Source organism: Thalassiella azotivora (assembly GCF_054781695.1).
On record NZ_BAAGTX010000011.1, the window covers coordinates 15,612 to 40,173 of the forward strand.

Annotated in this window: 19 protein-coding genes; 2 read left to right on the forward strand and 17 right to left on the reverse strand. The window is 76.1% G+C overall.

Annotated elements, in window-relative coordinates:
- Positions 1–12: 12 nt before the first annotated feature.
- Complete coding sequence (locus ACYVQV_RS08925) at positions 13–1,422, forward strand: lanthionine synthetase LanC family protein (RefSeq protein ID WP_461022930.1); 1,410 nt, start codon at positions 13–15, stop codon at positions 1,420–1,422.
- A gap of 61 nt (positions 1,423–1,483) precedes the next feature.
- On the opposite strand, the gene ACYVQV_RS08930 is transcribed toward ACYVQV_RS08925, so the two are convergent.
- The 12 genes from ACYVQV_RS08930 to glmS form a co-directional block, all read right to left on the reverse strand.
- A complete protein-coding gene (locus tag ACYVQV_RS08930) occupies positions 1,484–1,726 on the reverse strand; it encodes a S8 family serine peptidase (protein WP_461022931.1) in 243 nt (80 codons plus the stop codon).
- A gap of 44 nt (positions 1,727–1,770) precedes the next feature.
- Positions 1,771–3,435, reverse strand: a complete 1,665-nt coding sequence (locus tag ACYVQV_RS08935) for a glycoside hydrolase family 3 N-terminal domain-containing protein (protein ID WP_461022932.1) — start codon at positions 3,433–3,435, stop codon at positions 1,771–1,773.
- A complete protein-coding gene (gene tsaD / locus ACYVQV_RS08940; RefSeq protein ID WP_461022933.1) occupies positions 3,432–4,496 on the reverse strand; it encodes a tRNA (adenosine(37)-N6)-threonylcarbamoyltransferase complex transferase subunit TsaD in 1,065 nt (354 codons plus the stop codon). The genes ACYVQV_RS08935 and tsaD overlap by 4 nt, the downstream gene beginning before the upstream one ends.
- A 122-nt stretch (positions 4,497–4,618) precedes the next feature.
- On the reverse strand, positions 4,619–5,494 hold the full coding sequence (locus ACYVQV_RS08945) for a DUF4328 domain-containing protein (RefSeq protein ID WP_461022934.1): 876 nt from the start codon (positions 5,492–5,494) through the stop codon (positions 4,619–4,621).
- Between the two features lie 111 nt (positions 5,495–5,605).
- The gene (rimI, locus tag ACYVQV_RS08950; protein WP_461023036.1) at positions 5,606–6,079 is read right to left on the reverse strand and encodes a ribosomal protein S18-alanine N-acetyltransferase; all 474 of its coding nucleotides are present in this window, start codon (positions 6,077–6,079) and stop codon (positions 5,606–5,608) included.
- A 74-nt stretch (positions 6,080–6,153) separates the two neighbouring features.
- Positions 6,154–6,849, reverse strand: a complete 696-nt coding sequence (gene tsaB, locus ACYVQV_RS08955) for a tRNA (adenosine(37)-N6)-threonylcarbamoyltransferase complex dimerization subunit type 1 TsaB (protein ID WP_461022935.1) — start codon at positions 6,847–6,849, stop codon at positions 6,154–6,156.
- Positions 6,850–6,859: 10 nt separating this feature from the next.
- Positions 6,860–7,357: a tRNA (adenosine(37)-N6)-threonylcarbamoyltransferase complex ATPase subunit type 1 TsaE gene (gene tsaE, locus ACYVQV_RS08960; RefSeq protein ID WP_461023037.1), complete on the reverse strand. Its 498-nt coding sequence runs from the start codon at positions 7,355–7,357 to the stop codon at positions 6,860–6,862.
- Positions 7,358–7,416: 59 nt separating this feature from the next.
- A complete protein-coding gene (locus tag ACYVQV_RS08965; protein WP_461022936.1) occupies positions 7,417–8,508 on the reverse strand; it encodes an alpha/beta fold hydrolase in 1,092 nt (363 codons plus the stop codon).
- The gene (alr, locus tag ACYVQV_RS08970) at positions 8,505–9,770 is read right to left on the reverse strand and encodes an alanine racemase (RefSeq protein ID WP_461022937.1); all 1,266 of its coding nucleotides are present in this window, start codon (positions 9,768–9,770) and stop codon (positions 8,505–8,507) included. Before alr ends, ACYVQV_RS08965 begins: the two co-directional genes overlap by 4 nt.
- A 4-nt stretch (positions 9,771–9,774) precedes the next feature.
- Positions 9,775–11,310: an NAD(P)H-hydrate dehydratase gene (locus ACYVQV_RS08975; RefSeq protein ID WP_461022938.1), complete on the reverse strand. Its 1,536-nt coding sequence runs from the start codon at positions 11,308–11,310 to the stop codon at positions 9,775–9,777.
- On the reverse strand, positions 11,307–11,735 hold the full coding sequence (locus tag ACYVQV_RS08980) for a holo-ACP synthase (protein ID WP_461022939.1): 429 nt from the start codon (positions 11,733–11,735) through the stop codon (positions 11,307–11,309). The genes ACYVQV_RS08975 and ACYVQV_RS08980 overlap by 4 nt, the downstream gene beginning before the upstream one ends.
- Positions 11,736–11,764: 29 nt before the next feature.
- Positions 11,765–13,624, reverse strand: a complete 1,860-nt coding sequence (glmS, locus tag ACYVQV_RS08985; RefSeq protein ID WP_461022940.1) for a glutamine--fructose-6-phosphate transaminase (isomerizing) — start codon at positions 13,622–13,624, stop codon at positions 11,765–11,767.
- A gap of 91 nt (positions 13,625–13,715) precedes the next feature.
- Between glmS and coaA the strand changes: the two genes are divergently transcribed.
- Positions 13,716–14,762, forward strand: coding sequence for a type I pantothenate kinase (coaA, locus tag ACYVQV_RS08990; RefSeq protein ID WP_461022941.1), 1,047 nt, complete (start codon positions 13,716–13,718; stop codon positions 14,760–14,762).
- A gap of 29 nt (positions 14,763–14,791) precedes the next feature.
- Here the strand turns inward: coaA and ACYVQV_RS08995 are convergent, their stop codons facing one another.
- The 5 genes from ACYVQV_RS08995 to pulA form a co-directional block, all read right to left on the reverse strand.
- Positions 14,792–15,862, reverse strand: a complete 1,071-nt coding sequence (locus ACYVQV_RS08995) for a GNAT family N-acetyltransferase (RefSeq protein WP_461022942.1) — start codon at positions 15,860–15,862, stop codon at positions 14,792–14,794.
- 109 nt (positions 15,863–15,971) lie between these two features.
- Positions 15,972–17,321, reverse strand: a complete 1,350-nt coding sequence (gene glmM, locus ACYVQV_RS09000) for a phosphoglucosamine mutase (protein ID WP_461022943.1) — start codon at positions 17,319–17,321, stop codon at positions 15,972–15,974.
- Between the two features lie 173 nt (positions 17,322–17,494).
- Positions 17,495–17,992, reverse strand: a complete 498-nt coding sequence (gene rpsI / locus ACYVQV_RS09005) for a 30S ribosomal protein S9 (RefSeq protein ID WP_461022944.1) — start codon at positions 17,990–17,992, stop codon at positions 17,495–17,497.
- Positions 17,993–18,034: 42 nt separating this feature from the next.
- Entirely contained in the window at positions 18,035–18,478 is a 444-nt protein-coding gene (gene rplM / locus ACYVQV_RS09010) for a 50S ribosomal protein L13 (RefSeq protein WP_461022945.1), read from the reverse strand.
- Between the two features lie 183 nt (positions 18,479–18,661).
- Positions 18,662–24,553, reverse strand: a complete 5,892-nt coding sequence (gene pulA / locus ACYVQV_RS09015) for a pullulanase-type alpha-1,6-glucosidase (RefSeq protein WP_461022946.1) — start codon at positions 24,551–24,553, stop codon at positions 18,662–18,664.
- Positions 24,554–24,562 lie beyond the last annotated feature (9 nt).

Genomic DNA, 24,562 nt, shown 5'->3' on the forward strand with positions numbered 1-24,562 from the left:
GACCCGGGCGACGTGGACACCGAGGCGGACACCGAGTTCGCCGTCGCGGCCCGGCACCTGGCCGACCGCGTCGCCTCCCTCGCGGTCGCCGGACCGGACGGGTCCCCGACCTGGACCGGGGACGACGTCGACCCGGCGTCCGGCGCCCGCGCGCGGCTCGTGCACGGGCCCGTCGACGACGGGCTCCTGACGGGGCGGGCCGGCGTGGCGCTGGCGCTGTCCACGGCGGCCGTCCTCCCGGGGGGCCGCGCCGCCTGGGGCAGGCTCGCCGAGCACGCCGTCGCGGCGGCGGCCCGCTCGGCCCACCAGTCGCTCGTGGCTCCCACCGGACCGGTGCCCGGCGCCGCGGGCTGGCAGTCCGGGGCGCTGGGGGTGGCCCACGCCGCCCGGTGGGTGGCCCGCCAGCAGGGTTCGGGGCCGCTCGGCGACGCCGCCCGGTGGCTCGCCGCCGAGGCCGTCCGGGCCCTGCGGCACCGGCCCGGGCTGGTGCCGCCCTACCCGGACCTGCTCGACGGGGTCGCCGGGCACCTCCTCGCCGTGCTGGGAGCCGACCTGCCACCGGACCACGAGGACCTGCGTGCCCAGGTCGCCCGGCGCCTGCTGGAGGACCTCGTCGCCGGCGCCGAGCGCGACCACGCGGGCGCGCGCTGGCCGATGGCGGGCACGATGCCGCCCGTGTGCGGTCTCGCGCACGGCGCGTCGGGTGTCGCGCTCGCGCTGACCGAGGCCGCCGTGGCCGGCCTGACGGACCCCCCGACCGGCGCGCGCACCGTCACCGGTTCGACGACCGGGTCGCTCCCCGAGCCGCCCCCCGCCTCCCGCCGCTGGGACCCGGACGCGCTCGCCCGGGAGGCCGTGCGGTGGGAGGCGGGCCACCACGACCCGGACCGCGGCGGCTGGCCGGACCTGAGGGTCGAGGGCCACGTCCCGGCGCTGGCGTGGTGCCACGGGGCGCTCGGTGCGGGGGTCGTCGCAGCGCGCCGCCACCACCTGACGGGGGACCCGGGCGCCGCGGTCGCGTTCGCGCGGGCGCACGCCGCCTCGGCGCTCGCCGAGCCGTCCGGCGGCGACCGGTTCGACGCCACGCTCTGCCACGGTCTGGCCGGTGCCGTCGAGCTGCACCTGGTGGCCGCGGAGCAGCTGGCCACGGCACCCCGGGCGGCCGGGGAGCACCGCGCAGCGGCCGCGGAGCACCAGGCAGCAGCCGAGGAGCACCGTGCCCAGGCCCGCCGCGTCGCACGCTGGATCACCAGGGCGGGTCGTGACGGCGCGCCCCCCTGGACGTGCGGTCTGCCCGGCGACGGCCGCACCCCGGTGCTGCTCACGGGCCTGGCCGGGGTGGTGCTGACGCTGGCGCGGTGCCACGACCCCGCGGTGGTCACGTCCGCGGCGCTGCCGGGGCCGGCGGCCCGGGTCCGCTGAGCGCTGGCGGACCGGGTGCGCCCCGGCCGACCCGGCCGCGACCGCTCGGGGCCCGGGCGGGTCAGGCGCCGGGTCCGAGGTCCCAGCGCAGGGCGTCGGGTTCGGCCGCCTCCACCCCCTCGACCGCGGCGGCCCGTCGCACCCACTCCCGCGCGTCGACGTCGTCGGCGAGCTCGACGACGCAGACACCGGGCAGCTCCGGTTCGGGGCGGTGCACCTGCGCCCCGCCGAGCCCGTCGAGCTGCTCGACGACGTCGTCGACGTCCGCACCCTCCTCGACGCTGACGAGCACGCGCTGGGTCACGCGCCCATCGTCCGCCGGCACCTGCGTCGGCACAAGGGCGTCGCTCACCCGCAGCCGGCGCGCTCCGGCAGCCCGTCGACGGCGACCGGCAGCCGTCCCGGAGCCGTCCGGGCGCCGGTGAGCACGTCCACCAGCGCCGCGAACGCCCCGGGCGTGCGACCGAGCAGCGCGACCCGCGCGTCGGCGTCCGAGGTGGACAGCCCGTAGGGGGCGTCCAGCGCGACGACCACGTCGCCGGACCCGCTCGAGGTGCTCGTCCCGAGCAGGCGGACGACGTCACCCGAACCGACGCGCAGCCCGGCGGCCCGGGCGGCCTCGGTGAAGCGGGCCCGGTCGGTCCCCGTCCCCCCGGTCACCTGCACGGCCTCCCCCACGAGCGGGCCGGAGCAGGGCCCGTCGGCCACGGTCACGCCGGCGGCGGACAGGGCCCGCGACTGCGGCGCCGCGGTCCCCGGCGCCGAGGTCCCCGGCACCGAGGTCCCTGCCCCGGTGTCCCCGGCGCCGGTCGTCGCGGCGCCGGTGGTGGCGCCGGCGTGACGCGACAGGGCGACGACCCGCGCAGCCGCCTCGTCGAGCCTCGACCTCGGCACGGTCCCGGAGGCGACGGCCGCGACGACGGCCGCGTGGGCGGCAGCCGGGTCCGCCGGCATGAGCAGCAGGTCGGCACCCGCGGCGAGGGCGGCGACCGCGGCGTCGCCGGGTCCCCGGTCGCGGGTGACGGCGGCCATGTCGAGGGCGTCGGTGACCACGGGCCCGGTGAACCCGGTCTCCCGGCGCAGCAGCGCGTAGCCCGGTGCGGACAGGGACGACGGGACGCCTGGCTCGACCGCCTCCACGGCGAGGTGGCTCATCATCAGGGCGGGCGCCCCGGCGTCGACGGCCGCGTCGAAGGGGACGAGGTCGCGTGCCTGCAGGGCGGCCAGCGGGGCGTCCTGCACGGGCAGCGTCTCGTGGCTGTCCGCGGTGACGCTGCCGTGGCCCGGCCAGTGCTTGACGACGGGGACGACCCCGGCCTGCCGGTACCCGGTCACGGCGGCCCCGACGACCTGCGCCACCAGGTGCGGGTCGTCCGAGGCGGACCGGCTCCCGATCGTCGGGTCGTCCGGGCCGGTCGTGACGTCGGCGACGGGGGCCATCACCCAGGTCACGCCGAGCGAGCGCAACTCGGCCCCGGCGGCGGCCGTGGCGTCCGTGACGACGTCCAGGTCCCCGCCCGCCGCGGCGGCGCCGGCGGTCATCAGGGTCGGCAGCTCGGTGACGGGCTCCCCGAGCCGGGCCACGCGCCCGCCCTCCTGGTCGACGGTGACGACCGCTGGCCAGTCCCGTCCGGTGGCGGCGTGCGCGGCCTGCACGGCGGCCGCGGTCGCGCGGACCTGGTCGACGCCCGCCACGTTGTCGCCCATGAGGATCACCCCGGCGAGGTCGAGCCGCTCGACGAGCTCCGCCGGCGTCGCGGGGTCGGTGCCCCGGTAGGAGGCGACGATCACCTGCCCGGCGGCCTGCTCGACGGGCATCGCCGCAACGACCGCGCGGGCCTCGTCGACCTCGTCCTGGGTCGGCCCCCACGACAGCGGTGGCTCGGCCGCGGCGGAGGACGTCGGCGCGTCGGGGGCGGGACCGGTGGGCCCGGCGGGGGGCGGGGAGCCGCCCGTGCAGGCGGCCAGGAGGGCGAGCGCCGCCGCGCCCGCGACCAGGTGCGGGCCCCTCACGCGCCGGCGAGGACGGTCGTGACCGGCATCGAGGAGTCGGTCGGCAGGTCCAGCGCGGAGGGCGGGCGACCGCGGCTGACCGCGAGCGACCCCAGGGCGGCGACCATGGCCCCGTTGTCGGTGCACAGGCCCGGGCGCGGCACCCGCAGCCGCACCCCCGCGGCGTCGCACCGCTCCTGCGCCATCGCCCGCAGACGGGAGTTGGCCGCCACGCCCCCGCCGACCAGCAGGTCGCGCACGCCGTTCTCGGTGCAGGCCAGGACGGCCTTGCGGGTCAGCACGTCGACCACGGCCTCCTGGAAGGACGCCGCGACGTCGGCCACGTGGACGGGCTCGCCCGCCGCCTGCCTGGCCTCGACCCACCGGGCGACCGCCGTCTTGAGGCCGGAGAACGACACGTCGTACCGGTGCCGCTCCATGTCACGGCCCGAGGTCAGCCCGCGAGGGAAGTCGATGGCGACCCGGTCACCCTCGCGGGCGACGCGGTCGATGTGCGGCCCCCCGGGGAAGGGCAGGCCGAGCAGCCGGGCCACCTTGTCGAACGCCTCCCCCGCCGCGTCGTCGATCGTCTGCCCGAGCGGGCGGACGTCGTGGGTCACGTCCGGGACGAGCAGCAGGGACGAGTGACCTCCCGACACCAGCAGCGCGGCGCACGGCTCGGGCAGCGGCCCGTGCTCGAGGGTGTCGACGGCCACGTGGGCGGCGAGGTGGTTGACCCCGTACAGCGGGACGCCGAGCCCGACGGCCAGGGCCTTGGCGGCGGCCACGCCGACGATGAGCGCACCCGCCAGCCCGGGACCGCTGGTGACGGCCACGGCGTCCACGTCCGCGAGCCGGACACCGGCCTCGACGCACGCGCGCTCCACCGTGGGGACCATCGCCTCGAGGTGGGCGCGGCTGGCGACCTCGGGGACGACACCACCGAAGCGGGCGTGCTCGTCGACGCTGCTGGCGACGGCGTCCACCAGCAGCGTCCGGCCGCGGACGATCCCGACCCCGGTCTCGTCGCAGGAGGTCTCGATCCCCAGGACCAGGGGCTCGTCGGTGCTCGGGGCGCTCACGGTGCCCACCCTACGGACGCCCGTCGGTCAGGTCCGCGCCACCCGACCGGGGTACCGGCCCGGCCGGCGGTCGAGGGCGGGCGGGGGCCACGTCAGCACCCCGGGGGCGCCGGGCGGGGTGGTCACCCGGGGTGCTGGGGGAGGTACGACGCGCCGTACGTCGCGGCGCCGGGTGCCGCGGGCGCCCCACGACGCGCGAGCGCCGCGTCCTCCGCGGCGAGCACCGCCCGCACGACGAGGACCCAGGTCGAGAAGGCGCCGACGGTGAGCAGCGCGTGCAGGACCTCGATCGGCCCGATCGCCTCGTAGAAGGCCGGGTCGGCCCCCTCGGTGAGCACGATCCTGCTGCCGACCTGGCCGAGGATGCCGGCGACCAGCCACAGGCCCCACCACAGGCCGATCGGGACGCCGCGCGAGGCACGGCCCGCGCCGTCCTCGTGGGACCGCAGGACGTCCCGAACGACCTGGAAGGGGAACCACAACGACACGACCGGGAGGACCCAGCCCAGCCACACCCACACCCGGGAGCGGGCGTGCGGGCGGTTGGACACGAGCTCTGCGGTCGACCGGGCGGCCCACAGCCAGACGGAGGTCAGGACCAGGGCGAGGAGCGCCACCGGCACGAACAGCAGCGCGATCATGTCGTAGCCGGTGTAGACGTCCATCGCCGGCAGCCCGACCCTCGCGGCGTCGGCGTACTGCCGGCCGGCGGACCAGGCCAGCGGGACCTCCACCAGGTCCAGCAGGGTGACCGCACCGGCCGCGACGAGGGCCAGTACGCCCAGGGTGCGGCTGCTGCGCGCCGGCGGGGCCGGCGGGTACACCGGCTGGCCGTACCCGGGCTGACCGTACCCAGGCTGCCCGTACGCCGGCTGCCCGTACGCCGGGGGTGGCTGCTGGCCGTACCCAGGCTGTCCGTACGGCTGGCCGTACGCCGGGAACGGCTGCTGCGCGGGGGGCTGCTGCCCGTGGGGGTGGCTCTGCGGGGTCGTGGTCACGTGCTCTCCTCGGTGATCGGCCGCGTCAGCGTAGGGCCTGGCGGCCGCGGCCCGGCGGCTCAGCCACCCCCCGCCACCCACCCGGCGCACCGGACGCCTCGGCGGGGCGTCTCAGCCGACCGGTGCGAGCGGTCGACGGCGCATGATGTGGGCGTCGACGTCGCCGGGCTGGTAGTACCGACGGCGTACCGCGATCCGCTCGAAGCCGTGCCGCTCGTACAGGCGGATCGCCGGGGCGTTGTCCGCCCGCACTTCCAGCAGCACGGCGGTGCACCCCCGGCGCGCGGCCTCGTCGAGCAGCGCCCCCAGCAGCAGCGCCCCGACCCCGGTCCCCTGGGCCCCGGGGGCGACGGCGACGGTCTGCACGTCGGCCTCCGTCCCCGGGGCCGCCAGCCCGGCGTAACCGAGGAGCCGCTCACCACCGTGACCGGGGGGCGCCGGTGCCACCGCGGCGACGTACCAGCGTGCGGGCGCAGCCAGCTCGGACCAGAAGGTCTCCGCGGACCAGGCCCAGTCCCCGAAGAGCTCGCGCTCCAGCGGCAGGACCGGCTCGACGTCCCACCAGCGCAGCCGGCGCAGCCGCACCCCCCGCGACGACGGCCGGCCCACGCCGTCCGGGCGGTCGCCGTCGCGGTCGACGTCGCGGTCGCCTGGGGAGGTCACCGCAGCACGCGCTTGGGGGCGCCCGGCTCGACGGCGTCCGGCCGGCGCAGGTACAGCGGCTCCGGCGCGTCCAGCGTCACCCCTCGGGCGAGCCGGACGGCGGCGAGCGCGGCCAGGTCCGCGGCGTCGGGGTCCGTGGCCGTCGGTCCGTGCGCGGGACCCGGTGGCCCGCCCAGGTGCTCGGGGTACAGGCCCGCGCCGCGACCGACGCACACGGCGCCGTCGACGGGGACGTCGGCCGGGCGGCCGACGTGCGGTCCCTCGAGCCTGCGGACGTCGCCGTCGTCGAGGACCGCGGCGTACCGGGCCCAGTACACCTCCTTGCGCCGGGCGTCCGTGGCCACGACCAGGTCGGCGCCGCCCGCGCCGCCCAGCCCGGTCCGGACGGCTGCCCGGGCGAGCGCGTCCAGGCTGCACACGCCGTGGACGGGCAGGCCGAGCGCCAGGCCGAGGGTGCGTGCGCTGACCAGCGCGACCCGCAGCCCGGTGAACGGCCCGGGCCCGGTCCCGGCGACGACGTGCGTGAGGTCGCGCCGGGTGACGCCGGCCTCGGCCAGCACGTCCTGGACGGCCGGCGCGAGCAGCTCGGCGTGGCGACGCGGGTCGTGGACGGTGCGGCCCGCGAGCAGCCGCGTGCCGTCGTGGACGGCGGCGCTCACCGCGGACGAGGTGTCGAGGGCGAGCAGCAGCACGGACGGCAGGCTAGTCGCCGCGGGTCAGCAGGTCCCAGTCGACGTCGCGCCAGCGGTCGCCGACGGGTCGCAGGTGGACCGTGCGGGGCTCGTCGGCCACGCCGCAACCGGTGTCCTCGTCCGACCCGGACGCCGCGGCGTCCGCGACCGCGCCGTGCGGTCGCTCGATCCGCACCTCCAGCCGCACGTCCGCGAGCCCCTCGACGAGCCCCTCGCCCCACTCCACGACGGTCACCGCCTCGTCCAGGGACGACTCCAGGTCCAGGCCGTCGACCTCGTCGAGCCCCCCGAGGCGGTAGGCGTCGACGTGCACGAGCGCGGGCCCACCGCCCAGCGGCGGGTGCTCACGGGCGATGACGAACGTCGGTGACGTCACCGCGCCGCGCACGTCCAGGCCGGCGCCGAGCCCCCGGGTCAGGGTGGTCTTGCCGGCGCCCAGGTCACCGGACAGCAGCACCAGGTCCCCCGGCCGCAGCACCCCGGCGAGCCGGCGCCCCAGGTCGTGCATGTCGTCCGGGGTAGCCACCGTGACCCGCAGCCCGCCGCGGGGGGCCTGCACCGCGGGGCTCACGACGCGGTCCGGCCGGCGGTGCGTCCCGGGATCGCCCGCCGCGCCCGGTCGAGCAGGGCCAGCAGGTGCGGGGTGACCACCTCGGGGTGCTCGAGCATGACGAGGTGCCCGGCGTCCTTGACGACGACCTGCTCGGCGTGCGGGATCCGCTGCACGATGTCGTCGCTGTAGCGGCTCGGGGTCAGCAGGTCGTCGTCCCCGACGAGCACGAGCGTCTCGACGGCGCCGAGGGTGGCGAGCGCCTCGGACTTGTCGTGCTGGTTGAACTCGGGGAAGAAGTCGTTGATGACCTCGATCCTGGTGCTCGCGATGACCCGGGCGGTGAAGTCCAGCAGGTCCTCGGGGACGTCGGAGGCGTAGGAGTAGCGGCGGACCAGCACCTGCTCGAGGTCCCCGCCGATGCGCCGTCCGCGTTCCACGAGCGACGGCCGCCGGGCGAGCGCACCCAGCACCGCGGGCGCGATCCGCTGAAACGCGGGCCCCGCGACGCGCAGGCCGTAGTCGTTGCTGGCCAGGCCCCCGGCGCTCGTCGCGACGAGCGCGACCCCGACCACCCGGTCCTCGAACAGCGCGGGCGAGTGCGCGGCCAGGGACATCACCGTCATCCCGCCCATGGAGTGCCCGACCAGCACGACCGGGCCGCGCGGGACGGTGGCCTCCAGGACGGCCCTCAGGTCCGAGCCCACCTGGTTGATCGTCGCCGAGCCGACCGCTCCGCGCTGGGACCGGCCGTGGCCGCGCTGATCCCAGAACACCATCCGGAAGCGCCCGCGCATCGCCTCGCGCTGGAAGTGCCACGAGTCGAGGTTCAGGGCGTACCCGTGGCAGAACACGACGGTCAGCCCGTCCGGGTCGGGCTCCGAGGGCTCGTCCACCTCGACGTGCAGCGCGATGCCGTCGTCCGCCGTCACGACCCGCGGGGTGGAGCGCAGCGAGCCGAGCGGCACCTCGCGCGGCGCCGGCCCCTGCCTGCCCGGGACCAGCGGCCGCCCCACGGCGACGCGCTCGGCCGCGACGCCGAGCACGGCGCCGGCGGCGGCGGCGCCCAGCCCGATGCCCAGGGACAGCAGCCCGGTCCGCGGGCTCACGGGACGACCGCCGCCCCGGCACCGCCCGGCGCGACGGCGCCCACCCGGTCGACGCCGGACGCCACCCCCTCCCCGTGCGAGGCACCGGACCCGTGCGAGGTACCGGCCAGCAGCTCGTCGAGGTCCGAGCCGACGTAGCACCGGGGCACCCGGGCGCCGAGCCGGGTGACGATCTCGTAGGAGATGGTCCCGGCGGCGTCCGCCCAGTCCTGGGCCGTCGGGCCGCCGTCGTCCCCGGGGCCGAACAGCAGCACCTCGTCACCGGCGACCACGTCGCCGTCCACCCCGCCGAGGTCGAGCACGAACTGGTCCATGCACACCCGGCCCGCGACCCGCAGGTCGCGCCCGCGGAGCCGCACCGGCCCCCGGCCGCTGGCGTGGCGGGGGATGCCGTCGGCGTAGCCCAGGGGCACCAGCCCGAGGGTCGTGGGGGCGACGGTGGTGTGGGTGTGCGCGTAGGACACGCCCTGCCCGGCGTCGACGTCCTTGACGAGGACCAGTCGGGCGGTGAGCGTCATCGCCGGTCGCAGCCCGAACCGCTCGGGCCCGCCGACGTCGGGGACGGGCGACAGCCCGTAGACGGACAGCCCCGGGCGGACGAGGTCGAACCGGGCGTCGGGGTCGGTGAGGGTGGCGGCGGAGTTCGCCAGGTGCCTCAGCGCCGGACGCAGGCCGGCTCCGCGGGCCACCTCGTCGGCCTCGCGCAGGGCCAGCCCCTGCCGGCGCACCGTCGGGTGGGCGGGTGCGTCGGCGAAGGCGTAGTGGGACCACACGCCGACGACCTGGACGGCGCCGGTCGCCTCCGCCCGGGCGGCGGCGGCGACGAGCTCCGGCCAGTCCCTGGCGGTCGCACCTCCCCGCCCGAGCCCGGTGTCGACCTTGAGGTGGACCCGCGCCGGCCGCCCGGCCACGCTCACCCCGGCCAGGACGGCGTCCAGCGCCCACGGGGCCGCCACGGACAGGTCGACGCCCGCCGCCACCGCCGGTCCCAGGTCGTCACCGGGGGCGAACAGCCACGTCAGCAGGGGCGCGTCCACCCCCGCGGCGCGCACGTCGAGGGCCTCGCTGAGCTGCGCCACCCCCAGCCAGGTCGCGCCGCCACGCAGCGCCGCGCGGGCGCAGGGCACCGCTCCGTGGCCGTAGCCGTCGCCCTTGACGACGGCCATCACCTCCGCCCCGCCGGCGTGCTCGACGAGGGAGGCTGCGTTGGCGGTGACGGCGTCGAGGTCGACGACCGCCCGCCCCGGGTAGCTGCGGGTCACGCGCTCAGTCTGGCAAAGCCCCGGCCAGCAGGTCCGCCAGAGCCCCCGGCACGGCGTCCAGGACGGTGCCGGCGCTCACCGGGCCACCGGCCGACGCCCGGTGGCCGGCGGCCGCGTGGACGGCCACCGCGAGGGCGCCCGCGTCGGCGGGCGCCAGCCCCGCGGCGAGCAGGGTCCCCGCCAGGCCGGCGAGGACGTCACCGGACCCGGCCGTCGCCATCCAGTGCGGCCCGTCCGGCTGGGCGTGCAGCGCGCCGTCCGGTGCGGCGACCAGGGCGGTGGCGCCCTTGAGCAGGACCACCGCCCCGGTCAGCCGGCACGCGCGCGCGGCGTGCTCCGCGGGACGCGCGAGCACGTCCTCACGGGCCGTCGGGGCCGCCGGCTCCAACGCCGTCAGCAGGCGGGCCAGCTCACCGGCGTGCGGTGTCAGCAGCAGGCGCCCGGGCTCCCCGACCGGGCCGCCGCCGGACAGGACGCCGGCGAGGAGGTCCAGCGCGCCGGCGTCGACGACCGCCGGCTCCGGCGACGCCAGGGCGCTGCGCACCCGGTCGGCCTGGTCGGCGTCGCCGGGGTCGACGCCCGGCCCCAGCACCCAGGCCTGCACCCGTCCGGCGCCCGGGACCACCTCGGGCCACCGGGCGCGGACCAGGTCCGTCGGCGCCTGCGGCCCCAGGTAGCGGACCATCCCGGCTCCGGCCCGGACCGCCGCGCCCGCCGCCAGCAGGGCCGCGCCCGTGTACGTCGGCCCGCCGGCGACCACCCCGACGACGCCGCGGGAGTACTTGTCGTCCTCGGCCGACGGCACCGGCCACCGGGCGGTGACGTCCTCCCTCTCCAGCCGACGCACCGCGGGCGGGCCGAGCACGGTCGGGTCGAGCCCGATGTCGACGACGACGACGTCACCGGCCAGCAGGCACGCGGGCGGCAGCAGCAGGCAGGGCTTGGCGGTGCCGAACGTGACCGTGAGGTCCGCCCGCACCGCCGGCCCGCCCAGCGTCCCCGTGTCGGGGTCGACCCCCGAGGGCAGGTCGACGGCGACGAGCGGCACGCCGTCGGGCACCTCGAGCTCGGCGGTCCGCACGACCTGCGCGGCGGGTGGGCGCAGCCCGGCGCGGCCGCCGATCCCGAGCAGGCCGTCCACGACGACGTCGGCGCGTGACAGCAGCGCGGACAGCCGCCGGCCCGCGCCCGGGCCGACCGCGTCGGGCCGGTCGTGCAGGTCGAGGACGCGGCCCCCGGCCCGCTGCAGCCCGCGCAGGCCCTCGGGGTGGGTCGAGCCGGAGGTCAGCACGGCCGTGACCGCCGCCCCCCGCCGGGCCAGCCGGGCGCCGGCCCACATCGCGTCCCCGCCGTTCGCGCCCGGACCGACGAGCAGGACCACCCGCCGGCCGCTCACGCCGCCGCTCGTGCGGCGCAGGGTGCCCGCGAGCACCGCCGCGAGTCCCGCTGCGGCGCGCTGCATGAGCACCCCCTCGGGCGCGGACCGCATCGCCGCCTCCTCGGCCCGGCGGACGGCGGCGACGCCGTGCGCGTCGATCACGTGCCCCGCTCCCCCGTGCCCCCCGACTGCCCCGTGCCCTCCGACTGCCCCGTGCCCTCCGACTGCCCCGTGCCCCCCGACTCGGCCACGACCACCGCCGAGGCGATCCCCGCGTCGTGGCTCAGCGACAGGTGGAAGGTGCTCGCGCCGAGCTCCGCGGCGCGGGCGGCGACGGTCCCGGTCACCACCAGGTGCGGGCGCCCGTCCTCGCCGCGGTGGACCGTGGCGTCCGTCCACCGCAGGCCGACCGGCGCGCCCAGCGCCTTCGCGAGCGCCTCCTTGGCGGCGAAGCGCGCGGCCATCGACGCCGGTGGCAGCCCCTGCTCGGGCTCGGTGAACAGCCGCTCCAGCAACCGCGGCGTGCGCTCGAGCACCCGCTGGAAGCGCTCGACGTCCACGACGTCGATCCCGACCCCGACGATCACCGTGGCACCCGCTGCACCGCTCGGTCCGCCTACTCGACGGTGACGGACTTGGCCAGGTTGCGCGGCTGGTCGACGTCCAGGCCCTTGGCCGTCGCCAGCTCGCACGCGAACACCTGCAGCGGCACGGTCGTCACCAGCGGCGCCAGCAGCGGCGGGCACGCGGGCACCCGGATGACCTCGTCGGCGTAAGGCACGACGTCCTCGTCGCCGTCCTCGGCGATCACCAGGGTGCGCGCCCCCCGCGCGCGGATCTCCTGGATGTTGGAGACCACCTTCTGGTGCAGGGAGTGCGGGGCCGAGGGCGACGGGACGACGACGAAGACCGGCTGCCCGGGCTCGATCAGCGCGATGGGCCCGTGCTTCAGCTCGCCGGCGGCGAAGCCCTCGGCGTGGATGTAGGCGAGCTCCTTGAGCTTGAGCGCGCCCTCCATGGCCACGGGGTAGCCGACGTGGCGGCCGAGGAAGAGGACGGACCGGGTGTCGGCCATGAACCGGGCGATCTCGCGGACCCTGCCCATCCGCTCCAGCAGCCCGGCGATGCGGTCGGGCATCGCGTGCAGCTCGCGCAGGACCTCGGCCGCGTCGTCGGCGTAGGTCCGTCCGCGCAGCCCGGCCAGGTAGAGCCCGAGCAGGTAGCACGCCGTGATCTGGGCCAGGAAGGCCTTCGTCGACGCGACGGCGATCTCCGGTCCGGCGTGGGTGTACAGCACGGCGTCCGACTCGCGCGGGATCGTCGAGCCGTGGGTGTTGCAGATGGCCAGCGTCAGGGCGCCCTGCTCCCGCGCGTACCGCACGGCCATCAGCGTGTCCATCGTCTCCCCGGACTGGGAGATGGACACCACCAGCGTGCGGTCGTCGACCACCGGGTCGCGATACCGGAACTCGTGGGAGAACTCGACCTCGACGGGGATCCTGGTCCAGTGCTCGATCGCGTACTTGGCGACCTGCCCGGCGTAGGACGACGTCCCGCACGCCAGCACCACGATCTTGTCGATCGACGACAGCCGCTCCGGGGCGATCCGCAGCTCGTCCAGCACCAGCCGGCCGTCGGCGTCAGTGCGACCCAGCAGGGTGTCCGCGACGGCGTGCGGCTGATCGTGGATCTCCTTGTCCATGAAGCTGGCGTAGCCGCCCTTCTCGGCGGCCGCGGCGTCCCAGTCGACGTGGTAGCGCCTGCCCTGCGCCGGGTTGCCGTCGAAGTCGGTGACGACGTGGCCGTCGGGCGTGATCGTGACGACCTGGTCCTGGCCGAGCTCCACGGCCTCGCGGGTGTGCGCGATGAACGCGGCGACGTCGGAGCCGAGGAAGGTGGCGCCCTCGCCGAGACCGACGACGAGCGGGGAGTTGCGCCGCGCGCCGACCACCGTGTCCGGCTCGTCGACGTGCACCGCCAGCAGGGTGAACGCGCCCTCGAGGCGGCGGGCGACCTGCCGCATGGCCTCGGACAGGTCCCGCGTCCGCTCGAACGCCGCTGCGACGAGGTGCGCGGCGACCTCGGTGTCGGTCTCGCTCTCGAAGCGCGTGCCCTCGGCGAGCAGCTCGGCCTTCAGGGCGGCGAAGTTCTCGATGATCCCGTTGTGGATGAGGGCGAGCCGCCCGTCCGGCCCGCCGCGGTGGGGGTGGGCGTTGGCGTCCGTGGGGCCTCCGTGCGTGGCCCACCGGGTGTGGCCGACACCGGTGGAGGCCGGCGGGAGGGGCCCGGCGTCGAGGTCGGCGAGCAGGTTCGCGAGCTTGCCGGCGCGCTTGCGCGTCACCAGCCCGTCCGTGGTCAGCAGGGCGACGCCCGCCGAGTCGTAGCCGCGGTACTCCAGCCGCGTCAGCCCCTCCAGGACCACCTCGAGGGCCTTGTCACCACCGGGGGTACCGGCGTACCCGACGATTCCGCACATGGCAGCCACCCTAACGGCGGGGGACGGCGGCCCGGCCGGCGCGGCGGTGGGGCCGGGCCGCCCGCCCGGACCCGCACGGCACAATGCCGGGATGACCAGCCCGCACGACGACGGCGTCGGCAGCGCGGCGGCCACCCGCGCTCCGGCCGGTGAGCACGTCGACGGCGCCGGGCGCGGCCCCGCCGCCCAGCCCGCACCCGCGGGACCGGTCACCCCGTACGTCGAGCTGGACCGCCGGGCGTGGAGCGCGCTGTCGCAGTCGACCCCCCTCTCGCTGACCGAGGCGGACCTGCAGCGGGTCCGTGGGCTCGGTGAGCGGATCGACCTCGCCGAGGTCGAGGAGGTCTACCTGCCGCTGTCGCGGCTGCTCAACCTGTACGTCGGCGGGGTGCACCAGCTGCACGAGGCGACGTCGACGTTCCTCGGCGAGAAGCCGGCCCGCACGCCCTTCGTGATCGGCGTCGCGGGCTCGGTCGCCGTCGGCAAGTCGACCACCGCGCGCCTGCTGCGCGAGCTGCTCGCCCGCTGGCCGGACACGCCACGGGTCGAGCTCGTCACCACCGACGGCTTCCTCTACCCCAACGCCGAGCTGGAGCGGCGCAACCTGCTGCAGCGCAAGGGGTTCCCCGAGTCCTACGACCGGCGCCGGCTGCTGCGCTTCGTCGCCGACGTGAAGTCCGGCGCCGAGGAGGTCCGGGCGCCGCTGTACTCGCACCTGACCTACGACATCGTCCCGGGCGCGGAGGTCGTGGTCCGCCGGCCCGACGTGCTGGTGGTCGAGGGCCTCAACGTCCTGCAGCCGGCCCGCCCCCGCCACGACGGCCGGCAGGGCATGGCCGTCAGCGACTTCTTCGACTTCTCCATCTACGTCGACGCCCGCACCGCGGACGTGCGCTCCTGGTACGTCGAGCGCTTCCTGCGGCTGCGGCAGACGGCGTTCTCCCGCCCCGAGTCCTACTTCCACCGGTACGCCACCCTCACGGACGAGCAGGCCGTCGCCCGCGCCGAGCAGATCTGGCGCGACATCAACGAGCGCAACCTCGAGGAGAACGTCCTGCCGACCCGGGGCCGGGCCCGCCTCGTGCTCCAGAAGGGACCCGACCACGGGGTCCGTCGGGTGCGTCTGCGCAAGCTCTGACGGGCGGGACCGTCCGTCGGGCCCGCCCGTCAGGCCGGCGCCGCCGTCGCGGCCAACGGGTCGACGCCCACGAGCTCGCCGAACCCGGCCTGCCACTCCTCGTCCAGCGCGACGGCGCGGAACCCCATGGCCTCGTTGACGGCGATCATCGGGGCGTTGGAGGCGGCGTTCCAGGTGGTGACGACGCGCGCCCGCGGCCAGGTGCCGGTGGCCGCGCGCAGCGCGGCGAGCTTGAGCGCCAGCCCGAGCCGCCGACCCCGGTGCTCGCGCAGCACCAGCGTGTCCCACTGGTGCAGCCGGTCCGGCTCGCTCGGTGTCCAGCCGAGGTAGGTGTAGCCGGCCCAGGTGCCGTCGCCGGCCACGGCGACGGCGGCGCACCACCGCCGGCCCATCGCCTCCTGGTGCTCCTCGAACTCGGCGACCCGCCCGGCGTCCCAGCTCTCCGGCTCGTACTCCAGGTCACCGAGCGGGGCGTCGGTGGACATCCGCGCCATCAGGTCGGCCATCCGAGCGCGGTCCTCCGGCGGCGTCCGGCCGTGCCAGGTGCGCACGACGTACCCGCGCGACGCTGCGGTGGCCTCGGCGTCCAGCGCGCGCAGGACGGCGGCGTCGGCCGGCAGCGGCAGGTCCCGCCGCACGTTCACGAGCCCCAGCGAGAAGCCGCAGGCCGACAGGAAGGCGGTGCCGGGCCACGCGTCGCGGTCCACGTCGTCCGGGCGGGCGACCTCGGTCATGAACCGGGTCCGTCCCTCCGCGGTGGCGACCTCCCGGGCCGCTCCCAGCAGCGCGCGCCCGACGCCGCGCCGCCGGGCCGCCGGCGGGACGTAGAGCTCGACGAAGGCCGTCTCGGTGTTGTCGCGCCGGGGCAGGTCCACCCGGCCCGTGCCGACCACCTGCTCGCCCTCGACCGCGCTCAGCAGGACGCGGCGCTCCGACTCGAGCCGGCGGGTGCACGAGACCCTGAGGTCGGGCGCCATCACGCGGATGGGGTCGGTGAGCCCGTGGACCTGGGCGGCGTCGAGCGCCGCGTACCAGCGGTCGAACCACCGGTCGACCCAGCCGTCGGCCCCGGGTCCGCACTCCACGACGTCGATGCGCATGCGGACAGTGGACGTCGGCCGACGCCCTGTCGGCAACGGCTTTTCCGGGGCGCCGCCAGGGCAGCGGCCGTTCGGGCCACGCCGAGCCGACCAGACCACGGGAAGCCGCTCAGGCCAGGGCCAGCCGCTCCCGGACCACGCCGGCCAGCGAGTCGGCCACCGCCCGGGCCTCCTCGGCGTCCGCGGCCTCGACCATCACCCGGACGAGCGGCTCGGTCCCCGACGGCCGGAGCAGGACCCGACCGGTGTCCCCGAGCCGTGCCTGCGCGTCCTGCACCGCCCTGGTGACCCCCTCGTCCGTCGACGCCCGGGCCTTGTCCACCTCCGGGACGTTGACCAGGACCTGCGGCAGCCGGGTGACGGCACCGGCGAGCTCGGCCAGCGGCCGGCCCCGCTCCGCCACCCGGGCCAGCAGGTGCAGGCTCGTCAGCACGCCGTCGCCGGTGGTGCCGTGCTCGAGCATCAGGACGTGCCCCGACTGCTCGCCGCCCAGGCCGTACCCGCTGCGCCGCATCTCCTCGAGCACGTACCGGTCGCCCACGGCGGTCTGGACGCACCGGATGCCCGCCTCGTCCATCGCGAGCCGCAGGCCGAGGTTGCTCATCACGGTGGTCACGAGGGTGCGCTGAGGGAGCCTGCCCGACTCGTGCAGGGCCAGGGCGAGCACCCCCATGATCTGGTCACCGTCGACGACGTGCCCCGCCGCGTCGACGGCCAGGCAGCGGTCCGCGTCGCCGTCGTAGGCCACGCCCGCGTCGGCGCCGTGCTCGAGGACCGCGGCCTGCAGCGGCTCCAGGTGCGTCGACCCGTACCCGTCGTTGATGTTGCGGCCGTCGGGGTCGGCGCCGATGACGACGACGTCCGCGCCCGCCGCCCGCAGCGCGGCCGGCCCGACCTCGCTGGCCGCGCCGTGCGCGCAGTCGACCACCACGCGCAGGCCGTCGAGGCGGTGGGTCACCGTGGAGACCAGGTGCTCGACGTACTGCGGGCCGCCCGAGGCGTCGGTCCGGATCCGGCCGACGCCCGCCCCCGTGGGGCGCTTCCACTCCTCGCGCAGGCGTCCCTCGATGGTGTCCTCGATGTGGTCGGCGAGCTTGTGCCCGCCGCGCGCGAAGAACTTGATCCCGTTGTCCGGCATCGGGTTGTGGGACGCCGAGAGCATCACGCCGAGGTCGGCGCCCCGCTGGGCCACCAGGTGCGCCACGGCCGGGGTGGGCAGGACGCCGACGTCGTCGACGTCCACCCCGGCGCTCGCCAGGCCCGCCGTGACGGCGGCGGACAGGAACTCGCCGGAGGCCCGCGGGTCGCGGCCGACGACGGCGCGCGGTCGGTGCCCCTCGAACGCCCCCACCTCGCCGAGGACGTGCGCGGCGGCGACGGCCAGGTCCAGCGCCAGCTCGGCGGTGACGTCGACGTTCGCCCGTCCGCGCACGCCGTCCGTTCCGAACAGTCTGCCCACGGGTCGCTCCTCGTCTCAGGCTGTGGCTCGGGCGTGGGGTCGGCCGCGACCCGCGCCGCCGGGTCCGCCGCGCGGGTCGACGCGCCGCGGCTGCTGCCGCCCGACGCACGTCGACGGCCCCGGGAGCGTACCCCCGGGGCCGTCGACCGGCGCGGACGCCGACACGAGGTCGGTCAGCGCTTGCTGTACTGCGGTGCCTTGCGGGCCTTCTTCAGACCGGCCTTCTTGCGCTCCGTGGCCCGCGGGTCGCGGGTGAGGAAGCCGGCCTTCTTCAGCGTCGGCCGGTTGGCCTCGACGTCGATCGCGTTCAGCGCGCGGGCGATGCCCAGGCGCAGCGCGCCGGCCTGGCCGGAGGGGCCACCGCCGGAGACGCGAGCGATCACGTCGAAGCGGCCCTCGAGCTCGAGCACGCGGAACGGCTCGTTGACGAGCTGCTGGTGCACCTTGTTCGGGAAGTACGAACCCAGCTCGCGGCCGTTGACCTTCCAGGTGCCGCTGCCCGGCACGAGCCGGACGCGGGCGATCGCCTGCTTGCGGCGACCGGTGCCCCCGCCGGGGGCGACGACCGACGCGCCGGTGCCGGTGGCGCCGGGCGTGGAGGTCGAGTAGCTGCTCGGGGCGTCCTCGACGTCGTCGGTCACGCCGACGGTCTCAGGGGTGGTCTCGGCCACGTTTCTCCTCGTGTGCTGTCGTTCGGTCGTCCGCCGCGAGGGTTACTGCGCGACCTGGGTGATCTGGAAGGGCTGCGGCTTCTGGGCCTGGTGCGGGTGCTCCGGGCCCGAGTACACCTTCAGCTTGCGCAGCATCTGGCGACCGAGGCTGTTCTTCGGGAGCATCCCGCGGATGGCCTTCTCGACCGCCTTCTCGGGGTTCTTGTCGAGCAGCTCGGTGTAGCTGGTGGCGCGCAGACCGCCCGGGTACCCGGAGTGGCGGTAGGCCAGCTTCTGCTCGCGCTTGCTGCCCGTCAGGGCGACCTTGTCGGCGTTGACGATGACGACGAAGTCACCGGTGTCGACGTGCGGCGCGAAGACCGGCTTGTGCTTGCCCCGCAGCAGGGCGGCGGTGTGGCTCGCCAGGCGGCCGAGGACGACGTCGGTCGCGTCGATGACGTGCCACTGGCGCTCGACGTCGCCGGGCCGGGGGGTGTACGTACGCACGGTCGTAGCCTTCGCTGTCGTCTCGAAAGGATGTCGGTGGCGCCACCGGAAGGACCCGGACGCGCCTGCTCCCCGTCACCGACCCGGATCGGGCCCACGGCGGGGGCACAACGACTCGTCAGAGTACCCGCGCGCCGCCGGACGGGTCAAAACGCACCCGCCCGGCGGCGGCAGCGGCCGAGCTCACCGCTGCGACAGCACAGCGACCGTCCGCGCCGGCACGGTCACCGTGCCGGTCGCTGCCCGCCACCGGGTCCGCTGGACCACCGGGTCGGCGCCCTCGGCCTGCACCGGGTGCAGCGAGAGCCGCTCCCCCGCCAACCCCGGCACGGCCTGGGTGACCGGTTCGTCGGAGGCGTTCACCACGACGAGCAGACCCTCGCGCTCCGGGTCCAGGTCCGTCCCGCCGGTGTCGTCGACGTGCATGACGACGACGCCGGGCGCCTGGTCCGGCCCCCCGACCGGGAACGTCACCCGGTCCTGGATCAGCTCGGCGGACCCCAGCCGCAGCAGCGGGCTGGAGAAGCGGATCTCGAGCAGCTCACGGGCCGCCTGCGACGCCGTGGCGACGTCCTGCGGCGACGGCTTCAGCGCCGGGTCCGCGAGCAGCGGCTGCTGGTACGGCCACTTCGCCTCGTTGTCCCAGGCGGGCGGCAGACCGCGGCCGAAGCCGTTGTCCTCGCCGTCCCAGCCGATGTGGTTGAACCAGTCGCCCGAGTCGTAGGAGTTGCGGTCGAGCGACTTGCTGCGCAGCAGGTCCGCCCCCGCGTGCCAGAACGCGGGCGTCTGGCTGAGCGCGACGGTCGAGAGCGCCACGGTGTTCATCCGCACCCGCTCGTCCATCGGGGTGTCCGCCGGCAGCTTGAGGGTCAGGGCGTCCCACAGGGTCTCGTTGTCGTGGGCGTCGACGTAGGTGACGACCTCGTCGGGCTCGCTGGCGTACCCGGCCGGCTGGCCGTTGTAGTCGAGCTCCTCACCGCGGACGACCTCGCCGGAGGCCGACAGCAGCTCGAAGTCGCGCAGGTTGCCCGCCATCCCGAGCTTCACCAGGTCGCCGTGGTGCAGCAGGCGCGCCCGTTGCTCCTGCGGGGTGCCGTTGCCCTCGCTGGCGTTGGGGTCGGTGAACAGGCCGGTCGCGAAGCCCTGCAGACGCGGGTCCTCGTCGAACGGCCCCCCGCCGCGGACGGCGTCGCGCAGCCGGTCGGAGAAGGTGCCGATCCCCGTCCCGTCGAGCTGGCCCTGGGTGGCCTGCTCGAAACGGGCGTTCCCGGCCACCTCGCCGAAGTCCCAGCCCTCGCCGTACAGGTAGACCTGCGAGCCGTCGACGCCGTCCCGCCGCACGGTCAGCTCGTCGAGCGCCGCGCGCACGCGCTCCATGTTCCGGCGCGAGTGGTGCCCCATCAGGTCGAAGCGGAAGCCGTCGACCTTGTGGTCGCGGGCCCACGTCACCACCGAGTCGACCATGAGCTTCTCGGCCATCGCGTGCTCGGTCGCCACGTTCTGGCAGCACGTCGAGGTCTCCACGGCACCCGTCCTCGGGTCCAGCCGGTGGTAGTAGCCGGGCACGACCCGGTCCAGCACGGACCGCGGGTCCTGGCCGGAGGCGTGCGTGTGGTTGAACACCTGGTCCAGGACGACGCGCAGCCCGTCGGCGTGCAGCGCGCCCACCATCGTGCGGAACTCCGCGATCCGCGCGCCGCCGTCCGGCCGGGTGGCGTACGACCCCTCCGGGGTCGAGAAGTGCCACGGGTCGTAGCCCCAGTTGAAGGCGTCCTGCGCGCGCACCTGCGCGATGCACGCCTGCTGCTCGGGCGAGTCCGGCGGGAAGGAGGCCAGGTCGCAGGGCGGCTCCGCCTGGTCCTCGCGCCGCTCGGGGATCGTCGCGATGTCGAACGTCGGCAGCAGGTGGACGGTGTTGAGGCCGGACTCGGCGAGGGCGCGCAGGTGCGCCCGGCCCTGCCCCTCGTCGGCGAACGCCAGGTAGGTGCCCCGGTGCTCGGCGGGCACCTGGGGGTCGCCGACGGAGTAGTCGCGCACGTGCAGCTCGTAGATGGTCGAGTCCTCCGGCTGGGCCAGCTCCGGGGCGCGGGCCGTGCGCCACTGCGCCGGCGCGAGCGCCGGGTCGTCGAGGTCGACGACGACGGACCGCTGCGAGTCCGTCGTCAGCGCGACGGAGTACGGGTCGGTGACGAGGTTCTCCTCGACCTGCCCGGTGGACGGCGCGTAGACCCTCACCGCCCACAGGTACTCCGCGTCCTTCCAGGTCGGCCTGCCGACGACCGTCCAGACGCCGTCGCGGTCGCGACGCGCGTCCAGCCGCTGCGGGTCACCGGCCCCACCGGCGGGCCACACCAGCACGTCGACGTCCTTGGCGGTCGGTGCCCACAGCGCGAGCGAGGGCACCCGCCCGCGCCAGGTGACACCCAGGTCGGCGTCGGTCGCCCCGGGCCAGAGGTCGTCGACGACGCCCGGCACCTGGACGCCGGTCGCGTCGGTCAGGCGCCCGAGGTCGTCGTACTGCGCGACGGCGACCTGCCCGGTGAGGATGCTCTCGGCGTCCCTGGCGGTGCGCCGGTCCAGACGCAGCGCGAGGTGGTCGGCCAGGTGCGGGAAGCGCTCGCGCACGTCCTGCGGCAGGCCGCCGGGGTCCAGGGTCAGCGGCGCGCTGTCGCCGCCGGTCACCCACTCGGCGTCCACGGCGAGCCCACCCTCGGGGGCGTGGTGCAGGCGCCAGCGCACCTGGTCGGCGTCCAGGCCGGGAGGCAGCGCGTCGGCGGGCCAGGCGACCAGGTCGCGCTCGACCCAGTGCGCCTTGGCGGCGCCGAGGTCCGGCGCCGCCCCCACCGTGGACGTCGTCACGGTCAGCACGTGCGTGGCCAGCGTGTACGAGAACGTCGTCACGACGCCGTCCGCGGGGACCGTGAAGGCGATGTTCGGACCGCCGGCCACGCCGCCGGCGCCGTAGTTCTCGTCCCAGCCCAGGCCGTGGGCGACCTTGACCTCGTAGGAGCCGGCCGGGACGGCGTCGCTGACGTACGTCCAGATGCCGTCGCCGTCCGGGTCCTGCAGCCACGGCAGCATGCAGTCCGGCTGCCAGTCGCCGGGGCAGCCGAGCTCGGACTGGAACGACCCCGGGGCGGTCAGGACCGGTGACAGCACGTCGTTGGTGACCCAGTGCGTCCGGTGGTCGTAGAAGAACGTCACCGGTCCGCCGGCGTGCTCGAACGGGATGTTGGAGCCGTCGCGTGCCCCGCCGGCGCCGTAGTTCTCGTCCCACGAGCCGTCGATCGCGGCCTTGAACTCGTAGCCGCCGGCGGGCAGGTCGAACGTGCCCTTCCAGATCCCGTCGTCGGTGTCGAGGGTCAGCTGCGCCTGCGCGCAGTCGGGCTGCCAGTCCCCGGGGCACCCCATCTCGCTGTTGAGGCTGCCCGGGACGGACACGGCGTCCGGCTGCTCGACCGGGCCCACGGGTCCGCCGCCTCCCCCGCCGGTCGGCGCGTCACCGACGACGGCGTTCGAGGACGTCACGGCGAGGTTGCCCGAGGAGTCCCGCAGGACCGCCCGGTACTCCACGAGCGTGCCGTCCGCGAGGCCCGACACGTCGTGGAAGACGCGGTAGGGGGCGTTGTCGTCCGTGCCCAGCCGCTGCCAGTCGTCGGTGCCGACCGGTCGCCAGGCGAAGCCGACCTCGGCGAGGACGTTCTCCGGGACCGTGACGCGCACCTCCGCACGGTCCTGCGCCGCGCCCGAGCCACCGCCGACGACACCTCCGGGGCGGGGGGTCGCGAAGTCCACGTCGGGGGCGTCCCGGCGGTCCTGCAGCGGCCGGACCGCCCGCAGCACCACGGTGCCGAGGGCCGGGACCTCCACCTGGACGCGTCCCTCGGCGTCGCTGCGGACCGTGCCGAGGTCGCCGACGACCGAGCGGAACGGCGTCCGGGTCGAGTAGGTGGGCACCGACGCGGCAGCCGGCTCCGTCGCGTTGTTCACCGCGACGACGTACTCGACCTGCTCCTCGCGGTCGATCCGGCTGAAGGCGTAGATCCCGGGCCCGCTCGAGGCGTACCGGTGCACCTGCGTGCCGTCAGCGAGCGCCGGGTGCTCCTCACGCAGCTCGGCCAGGCCGGCGATGTGCTGGTACAGCGGGTGCCCGGGGTCGTAGTTCGCCTCCGCGGTCGTCGCGTCGGTGCCGATCAGGTCGTTGTCGTTGTACGAGGCGACCTGGCTGGGGAACATGTCCTCGCGCGCGTCCCGGTCGCCGATGGACCCGTTCGGTCCCTCCCCGGCTGTCGCGAAGCCCTGCTCGTCGCCGTAGTAGACGACGGGCTGGCCGCGGGTGAGGTACATGAGGTCGTGCGCGAGCCGGTCACGGGCGAGCAGCTCGTCGTCCGTGGCCTCGGGGAAGGCCTGCGTCAGGAAGCTGCCGACGCGGCCCATGTCGTGGTTCCCGAGGAACGTGGGCAGCTGGTAGGCGTTCGAGTCGGTGTCGGTGTACCAGTCGTCGAGGGCGTAGAAGTCCCGGATCCCCGTCGTCGCCGCGCCCTTGGCGAAGTCCACGCCGCGGGCCTGGAACCCGAAGTCGACGGCCGCCTGCAGCCGGCCCTCGGTCGTGTACTGCGACATGAACCGCGGGTCGGCGTCGTAGACCTCGCCGAACATGAGGAAGTCGTCGTCCCCGGTCGCGGCCGCGGCCTCCTGCAGCGCGGGTCCGAACTGCTGCCAGAACTGCATGTTGACGTGCTTGACGGTGTCGATCCGGAAGCCGTCGATGCCGATGTCCTCCACCCACGTCGAGTAGATGTCGACCATCCCCTCGACGACGCGCGGGTGCTCGGTCCACAGGTCGTCCAGCGCCGAGTAGGGACCGGACGGGAAGTCGCCGTACTCGCTGTCCTCGCCGGCGAAGGTCGAGGTGCCTCGGTTGTGGTAGAGCGTCGGGTCGTTCAGCCAGTCCGGCGTCTTGGCGTCGCGGTCGTCGTCGCTGCGGAAGGTCGGCGTGTACGGGAACGACTCGAGGTCGACCTCGGGGAACTCACCGGTGCCGGCGTACGCGCGGTCGTCGAACGGCTCGCCGTCGGCGTCGCGGTACGGCTCGTCGGCCTTGCTGACGTAGGGCACCGACCCGTTCGCGTCGTACGCGTCCGCGGGGTAGTCGAGGACGTCGGCGGTGTGGTTGGTGATGATGTCGAAGAAGACCTTCATCCCACGGTCGTGGGCGGCGTCGACGAGGGCCTTCAGCTCCTCGTTGGTGCCCAGGTGCGGGTCGATCCGGGTGAAGTCCGTGACCCAGTAGCCGTGGTAGCCCGCCGACTCGTCCCCGGGCGCACCCTGCACGGGCTTGTTCGCGAAGGACGGGGTCATCCAGATCGCGGTCGTCCCGAGGCCCTCGATGTAGTCGAGCTGCTCGAGGATGCCGGCGACGTCGCCGCCGTGGAAGAAGCCCTTGTCGCCGGGGTCGAAGCCGTGCACGAGCCGGTCACCGGACGGCGAGCCGCCGGTGTCGTTGCCCGGGTCGCCGTTCGCGAACCGGTCGGCCATGACGAAGTAGAACCGCTCGTCCGTCGTGGGCGCGCGCAGCGACGCCGGCACGAGGTCGGCGTCGCCCGGCCCGAGCGGGGCGGGCTCGTCCGCCGGCGCGAAGGTCAGCAGGTGGCTGCCGTGGTCGTAGCGGAACGTCACGGTGGCGTCCCCCGCGAGCACCAGGGGGATGTTGGCGCCACCGGGCGCACCGCCCGCGCCGTAGTCCTCCCCCCAGGCCCCGCCGAGCGCGACCTTGACCTCGTGGGCACCGGCCGGCACGTCGAGGTCGGCCGTCCACACGTCGGTGTCGTCGACCCGCTCCAGCGCGGTGGTGGCGCAGCCGGGCTGCCAGTCGCCGTCGCACCCGAGCTCGGACTGCAGGGAGCCGACGACGGTGACGACGGTCGGCTGCGCGGTGTGGTCCGCCCCGGCGGGCACGGCGGCCAGCAGCGGGCTGACGACCGCCGCCGCGGCCGCCAGGGCGAGGACGCGGCGACGCGGGCGGGTGACGCGGGTGACGCGGGTGGTGCTGCCGGGACGGCTCGGAGTGCTCACGACGGCTCC